The sequence below is a fragment of the Paenibacillus sp. GYB006 genome (assembly GCF_036577645.1).
Classification (GTDB): domain Bacteria; phylum Bacillota; class Bacilli; order Paenibacillales; family Paenibacillaceae; genus Paenibacillus.
In genome coordinates this window covers 1-237 of record NZ_JARBDA010000112.1, presented here as the reverse complement: position 1 = coordinate 237, position 237 = coordinate 1, and the positions used below count along the sequence as shown (strand labels likewise).

General features: G+C 49.4%; 1 rRNA gene. It reads left to right on the top strand.

Features of this window, described 5'->3' with window-relative positions:
- Nucleotides 1–36: 36 nt before the first annotated feature.
- A 16S ribosomal RNA gene (locus PV403_RS25225) occupies nucleotides 37–237 on the top strand; the annotation flags it as partial.

Here is a 237-nt window from a genome sequence, read left to right as displayed (position 1 = left end):
ATTTTCTAAATGAGCTTATCGCTCTTTTCAATAACTTTATTGGAGAGTTTGATCCTGGCTCAGGACGAACGCTGGCGGCGTGCCTAATACATGCAAGTCGAGCGGAGTCGATGAGAAGCTTGCTTCTCTGAGACTTAGCGGCGGACGGGTGAGTAACACGTAGGCAACCTGCCCATAAGACTGGGATAACTACCGGAAACGGTAGCTAATACCGGATAGGTTCTTCCCTCGCATGAG